5 protein-coding genes and 4 pseudogenes are annotated in these 6,247 nt (G+C 60.7%); 6 read left to right on the top strand and 3 right to left on the bottom strand.

What is annotated here, in order from left to right:
• Positions 1–55: 55 nt before the first annotated feature.
• Positions 56–353 (top strand): annotated as a pseudogene (locus MKD38_RS30030) (hypothetical protein); the annotation flags it as partial.
• Positions 354–1,517: 1,164 nt separating this feature from the next.
• Positions 1,518–1,853 (top strand): hypothetical protein, encoded by a 336-nt coding sequence (locus MKD38_RS30035; RefSeq protein ID WP_012354810.1) that lies wholly within the window; start codon positions 1,518–1,520, stop codon positions 1,851–1,853.
• Between the two features lie 163 nt (positions 1,854–2,016).
• On the opposite strand, the gene MKD38_RS30040 is transcribed toward MKD38_RS30035, so the two are convergent.
• Entirely contained in the window at positions 2,017–2,244 is a 228-nt protein-coding gene (locus MKD38_RS30040; RefSeq protein WP_240988366.1) for an ATP-binding protein, read from the bottom strand.
• A gap of 2 nt (positions 2,245–2,246) precedes the next feature.
• Positions 2,247–2,459 (bottom strand): ATP-binding protein, encoded by a 213-nt coding sequence (locus MKD38_RS30045; RefSeq protein WP_331935451.1) that lies wholly within the window; start codon positions 2,457–2,459, stop codon positions 2,247–2,249.
• A gap of 147 nt (positions 2,460–2,606) precedes the next feature.
• Between MKD38_RS30045 and MKD38_RS30050 the strand changes: the two are divergent.
• From MKD38_RS30050 to MKD38_RS30065, 4 genes and pseudogenes are all read left to right on the top strand, one after another.
• Positions 2,607–2,717 (top strand): annotated as a pseudogene (locus tag MKD38_RS30050) (transposase domain-containing protein); the annotation flags it as partial.
• 806 nt (positions 2,718–3,523) lie between these two features.
• Positions 3,524–5,026, top strand: coding sequence for an IS21 family transposase (gene istA, locus MKD38_RS30055; RefSeq protein ID WP_012354806.1), 1,503 nt, complete (start codon positions 3,524–3,526; stop codon positions 5,024–5,026).
• Positions 5,013–5,780: pseudogene (gene istB, locus MKD38_RS30060) on the top strand (IS21-like element helper ATPase IstB). The gene istA and the pseudogene istB overlap by 14 nt, the downstream one beginning before the upstream one ends.
• Entirely contained in the window at positions 5,777–5,983 is a 207-nt protein-coding gene (locus MKD38_RS30065; RefSeq protein ID WP_012354803.1) for a hypothetical protein, read from the top strand. Before istB ends, MKD38_RS30065 begins: the two are co-directional and overlap by 4 nt.
• A 100-nt stretch (positions 5,984–6,083) precedes the next feature.
• Here the strand turns inward: MKD38_RS30065 and MKD38_RS30070 are convergent.
• Positions 6,084–6,247 (bottom strand): annotated as a pseudogene (locus tag MKD38_RS30070) (IS21 family transposase); the annotation flags it as partial.

The raw sequence follows: 6,247 nt of genomic DNA on the forward strand, positions 1-6,247 counted from the left end.
GTGCCGGCCTGGCCATCTCCATACCAAAGCTTACGCACCCCGCGAACGATTTTCGATGCAAGACACGATGATCTCGCCCGATTTCCCCGACGCCGCCGCCTTGGCGGCCCTGCGCGCCTGGTACGCGGGCGCGTCGTCGCGCCAGGCGGTCGCCCGCGCGCCCGAAACGTTGCGGTCGCTGCCCCTCCCCGAGCCGCAGATCAGCGATTCAGCGGGCGCGCGCCCTGGTCACGGCGGCACTGCCCGATCCGGTCGTGCCGTGGGAGCAGATCCGGCTGCCGCATGAGATCGACGGATCACGTGGAGCCTTCCGGCCCCTCCGCCAGATGTGCACGCTCGATGCCAACAATGACTAGACGCCATCGGGGTGTTGGTAGGAAGATGGAACAGAGGCGGCGCGGCCGCGAAGCAACCCAGCTTACTGTTATCACTGTGCATTCTGTGAGCCCCGGCGAACCCATTGCCGTCTGTTTCTGGTTACGCATCCATGGTCATTAAGGATGGTCGTATCGTTGTTGAACGGAATATCCTCGCATTGGTAATACACCCCTCAAAGTTAGACGGGCGTCAAACTTTGAGGGAGCGGATTAAAGAAGGTGTCCATATTGACGGGCATGGAGCGTACTATCCAGGCCTTTCAATTCTTAGTTACAAATGCAGGTCTTCAGCACCGCATCATACTCGCATGTCTGCCCTGGATGCTGGGGTTGGCATACTGGCTGAGCTGATGCAGACACCGCGCCCCCGAGCAAAGTGATGGTCATTAGCGCGCCGAACACTGCCTTCTTGATGTTAGACATGATTGGATCCTTGAAAGTTTGAAGTTTAAATGTCGAGCCACAATTACAAAGATTTGAGAAATGCCGTCGAGGCAAAACACTGGGCCCATTCCATTCCAATATTTCCTGCTGGATGCCAAAATGGCACGAACTCGCTATGTTCGTCATTCCTGAAACAGCACGAGGAATGGCTAGAGAAGTCTAGGCAATATGGTATGTGCGAGGCAAGGCAGAAAGAATGGCCAACTTCCCTGTTGTTGATCAAAATCAAGTTTTGCTACGTCATTGCTTGAAGCGGCGTTGTTGCATAAATCGAGATTGAGGGGCTCCTCGGTGAGGCTGCGGAAGAGGTGCGACTTCCCCGATAGGGCCGGTGGGTTAGCGGTTTTTCACAACGTTCGCTGGAGGTATTTCAGCGGCCTGCTAGGTCAGTGGCGGGAACCGGGGGCAGCGGTGTACAGTTTAAGACAACATGATGTTCAATGATATAACAATTATAACAAATCACCCAAGAATAAGTATTGATTTATTCACTTTTCGGATGGTTATCAGTTTTCCTGGGCGCCAGGAACATAGATTGCATTTACTTCATTATTGATATCCCGCGACCTTCTCTTCCTATAGCCGCAGAAGTGCTTTTGGCGCGACTTATCTCGACTGACCAAGGAGAAGACCGAGCATCGCTAAGCAGAGAGTCCCTTTACGTCATTCCTATAATTTCTTCGCATGGGAAAAATCATGATCCAGGCTCAAAAGATCACAGTAAAAAACAAAACCGGCTATGTGTTCTGCTTCTCAGTCCAGTGGCAGAGTAGCGACGGCACGTGGCATGCCACGACGATATCGAGCGGCGATTATCCCGCGATGCAGTCTAGAACCCTCACGCTCGACGAGATAGGCGTGCCGGGCGATGCGGTCGCAGTGACGCCCTACGGGCATACGGTGAACCCACAGTTGGGTCATGTTCAAGGAACGCCGCACGTTACTTTCGCGTCGAACGATCACATCGCAATCTACGAAGCAACCGTGACACCTAAAGAAAGGCTTCAAATCACTCTTGAGAAGAATGGTTAAGGATACTCTGCACAAACGCAAATCGAGTGTGCTTGGCCGTTTAACAGGGAGCTGAATGCGCCACGACTCCAACCTATCAGCCCGGAGCGGGGATTTGACTGGTGACGACGGTTGAGCGCGAGCCGTGCTGAACATCCAGCAGGCCAAGCAGATCACGGCGCGCCTAGTCGGCAAGGGGCGTCGTCGCAAAGTCGTCCACCACTAGAATGTCGGGTTTGGCCCATTGGGCCAGCAACGTCCCGAAGCGCCCGCTGCCATCGACCATAGCCATCTCCTCCCTGAACTTCGGCATGCGCAGGTAGCCGACGGAGTAGCCATGTCGGCAAGCCTGGTTCGCCAAGGCGTACGCCAGCCAGCTCTTGCCGAGGCTTGTCTTGCGGATGAGGATCACGTTCAGGTGTCCCCAGTACATTCCCCGGTCAACAGGCGGGCCAGCAGGGCCCGGTCCAGGCGGCGGGCAGCGCGGTAGTTGATGTCCTCGGGGACGGCGTCTGGGAAGCGAAGTTGTGCGCGCCGCAGCCGGGCCGAGAACATGCGCGACTGGCGCTTGCTGCATTCGCGTTCGACGAGCAGCCCGAGACGTTCTTCGAAGCCGAGCTGGTCGATGCTGACCTGCGATCGAGAGTGCCATGGTTATCCCTGCATCCCAGCGCTCTACCAGGCGGGATTTCCTACCCCGGCAAGATGGTCGGCTTCCCGTGGAATCCATGGTTGCTTTGCCGTGGAATCGCCGGTTGGATTCGGGTGGAGTGAAAAACCTGTAAGGCCAACGACGTAGATCCGTATCAGTATCTCGTTGCCTTGTTCAAGGCGTTGCCACAGGCACAGACAGCCGACGACTATGAGGCTCTGCTGCCCTTGTGAACGGCTGTTTAAAACCGGCACTAAACGGTGGCGTAGCTTAAAGATGCAGAACAACTCCTGCATTGCAGGACTGTCCCAAGGTCTTCTGATTTGATATTGAAGGGTTGTCACCGGGCGCGTCGGAACGAGCCCGTAGGGCGAGTGCAGACGCGCCCGGTGACGGGCATTCCGCAAGGTGGTGACGTCGCAGTAGGGATGCGGTAAAAAGGTCGGATTTACCGCCGAAAAGAAACAGGCACGACACCGGTCCAAACCGCCAAGTTCATCCCGATGTCGTGCCCCACTCGTGCCAAGGGCGCGCGTGCCGGGCCAGTATGGCACGGCTCGTCCAGCCCGTCGAGGCCGTTTCGGCATAACGGGGGATTGCCGATGCCGGCCACGGGCCGCCTCTTTGTGTGCGCTCATTGCCGGGCGCAGGTCATTGTTTGCCGCCGCTGCGACCGCGGTCAGGTCTACTGCAATGGCGGCTGCTCGCAAGCAGCGCGCCGCGCCAGTCTGCGCGAGGCCGCTCAGCGCTACCAACACAGCCGCCGCGGCCGCCTGGCGCACGCGGAGCGGATGCGCCGCTATCGCTGTCGCCAAAAGAAAGTGACGCATCAGGGTTCCGTCGCGCAGGCCGCCGATGCTCTACTGCCGCTGACCTTGACGACGCCGGCCAGAGCACCGGCGCCCGCTGGCGCCTCAATACCTGTGTCTGAGCATTGCCACTTCTGCCGTTGCGCATACTCGGGCTTTGTTCGCCTCGGACCACTGCGTCGTAGGGTCTTCCGTGATGTTCGTACGACTGACCGCACAGGACACGACCCATGACCATTGGAGTAGAACTCGAAGCCCAGATTCTGCGTTACTACCACGTCGAGAAATGGCGCGCCGGCACCATCGCGCGCCAGTTGCATGTGCACCGCGACACCGTTCAACGTGTGCTGGCACAGGCCGGCCTACCCCGGATTGGCACGGTGCAGCGGCCCTCGCAGATCGACGCCTACCTGCCATTCATCCATGAGACGCTGAAGAAGTTCCCGTCGCTCACGGCCAGCCGCCTGTATGCGATGGTGACCGAGCGTGGCTACCGCGGGAGCCAGCACCACTTCCGGCACATGATCGCGCTGCACCGGCCGCGCCCACTGCCCGAAGCCTATCTGCGTTTGCGCACCCTGCAGGGGGAACAAGGGCAGGTTGACTGGGGACACTTCGGCCATCTGCAGATCGGCCGCGCGCGCCGGCCGCTGATGGCCTTCGTGATGGTGCTGTCGTGGTCGCGGCAGATCTATCTGAGATTCTTCCTCGATGCGCGCATGGATAGCTTCCTGGCCGGCCATGCCGGCGCCTTCGAGGCTTGGTCCGGCCTGCCCAGGGTCCTGCTCTACGACAACCTGAAGAGCGCCGTTCTGGAACGCCAGGGAGATGCGATCCGTTTCCATCCGACGCTGCTCGCGTTCGCGGCGCATCACCGCTACGAGCCCCGGCCGGTTGCCGTCGCCCGTGGCAACGAGAAAGGGCGCGTGGAGCGCGCCATCCGCTACGTGCGCGAGAACTTCTTCGCCGGACGCACCGTGACCGACCTCGATGAGCTCAACGCTCAAGCCGCCCATTGGTGTGCGGGACTTGCGGCCGATCGCCCCTGCCGGGAAGAACCGACGATCAGCGTACGCGAGGCGTTCTGCCGCGAGCAGCCCAGCCTGCTCGCCTTGCCGGAGAATCCCTATCCGTGCGAACCGCAACAGAACGTCAAGGTCGGCAAGACACCGTACGTGCGCTTCGGCCTGAATGATTACACGATCCCGCATACCCATGTGCGACGCACGCTCACGGTGCGGGCCAGTCCCCGGCAGGTACGCATCCTCGATGGCACGGAACTGCTCGCCACTCATGAGCGCAGTTACGATCGCGGCGCGCAGATAGAAATTGCCGCACACATCAACGCCCTGGTCGAACGCAAACGCGAAGCCCGCCACCATCGCGGACTTGACCATCTGGCTCGGGCGGCGCCGGCCAGCCAGGCGCTGTTGCTGCGCGCGGCGGAACGGGGCGGCAATCTGGGCAACATCACCACCCACCTGCTGCGGCTGCTCGACCGGTATGGCGCCGCCGAACTGCAAGCGGCGATCGAGGAAACCCTCGCCAGCGACGCGGCACCTCACCAGAATCCGGTGCGCCTGGCGCTGGAGCGCCGGCGCGAAGCGCGCCATGCACCCCCGCCGGTGGGCATCCATCTGCCTGAACACGTCCGGCACAAGGACAAGCTGGTCATACCCCACCGGCTCGACATCTACGATCAGATCGCTGGAGATGCCAATGAACACGCCTGAGAACCTGCAAAGCCGTACGAATGCCTTGCGCCTGCATGGGCTGCTGGCGCACTGGCCGGAGGTCGCTGATGCTGGATGGGTAGCGCCGCTGCTGCAATGGGAAGAAGAGGAGCGCTCGCGTCGCTCGCTGGAGCGACGCATCCGGGATGCCCGCCTGGGCAACTTCAAGCCATTGTGCGACTTCGACTGGACGTGGCCGACGCGCTGCGACCGGGCCGCCGTCGAGGAATTGATGTAGCTGGAGTTCGTCAAGGACTCGGCCAACGTCGTGCTGATCGGCCCGAACGGCGTCGGCAAATCGACCCTGGCGCTGAATCTGGCCTATCAGGCGCTCGTCCACGGGCACACGGCGCTGTTCACCACCGCCTGCCAGATGCTCGGCGAGCTGGCCGCTCTTGACAGCGATTCGGCCTTGCGTCGGCGCCTGCACCGCTATGCCTCGCCGGACGTGCTGGTCATCGACGAGGTCGGCTACCTGTCGTACTCAAACCGACATGCCGATCTGCTGTTCGAGCTCATCAGTCGCCGATATGGCGCCACCAGTACGGTGGTTACAACAAACAGACCATTCGTCGAATGGTCTGAGGTGTTCCCGAATGCCGCCTGCGTCGTCTCGCTGGTTGACCGACTGGTGCATCGTGCCGAAGTCATCGCGATCGAGGGCGAGTCGTATCGCGTCAAGGAAGCGCGCGAGCGGGCCGATCAGCGAGCAAAGAAACGCAGCGTGGCCCGGGCGGAGAAAAAACCATCATGACGCATCTGCATCTGCCGTCAGGCATCACCCAGGGGCTCGACTTCCTGATCCCAGACAACTGGTCCGCTGAGCAGGCGCTCGCCGTCGTCGAACTCATCGACGATCTACGCGAGCGGATCTGCGCTCACTACCAGCTCGCATTGCATGACCTGCTGAGTGAGCAGCGCTCGCCCCCCGAGAAAAGCCTCGACGATCCGTTCTAACCTGCTGTCCAACCCAAACAGCAAGGGGCCGCATGCGGCCCCTTGCTGTTGACCTTCTTACCCAACCGTACGCCGCCATTTACTGCCGCTTTTACACCGCCGTCAACAGCTGCTGGCGCGTCGTGCCGTGGATGCGAGTGCCGGCCTCGGCCATGACCCAGGCGCGCACCTGGCGGTTGGCATCGGCGAGGTCGCGGAAGTCGCGCAGCGGCCCGAAGCTGTTCTTTACGTACTTGACTCCCGATTCCACGATGCCCTTTTTCT

The sequence above is a fragment of the Cupriavidus sp. WGlv3 genome, assembly GCF_023952475.1.
GTDB lineage: Bacteria > Pseudomonadota > Gammaproteobacteria > Burkholderiales > Burkholderiaceae > Cupriavidus > Cupriavidus phytorum.

What these genes read in the sequence shown, in the direction of transcription:
- MKD38_RS30065 (WP_012354803.1), top strand. Translation starts at nt 5,777, where the DNA reads ATGACGCATCTGCATCTGCCGTCAGGCATCACCCAGGGGCTCGACTTC.
- MKD38_RS30035 (WP_012354810.1), top strand. Translation starts at nt 1,518, where the DNA reads ATGATCCAGGCTCAAAAGATCACAGTAAAAAACAAAACCGGCTATGTG.
- istA (WP_012354806.1), top strand. Translation starts at nt 3,524, where the DNA reads ATGACCATTGGAGTAGAACTCGAAGCCCAGATTCTGCGTTACTACCAC.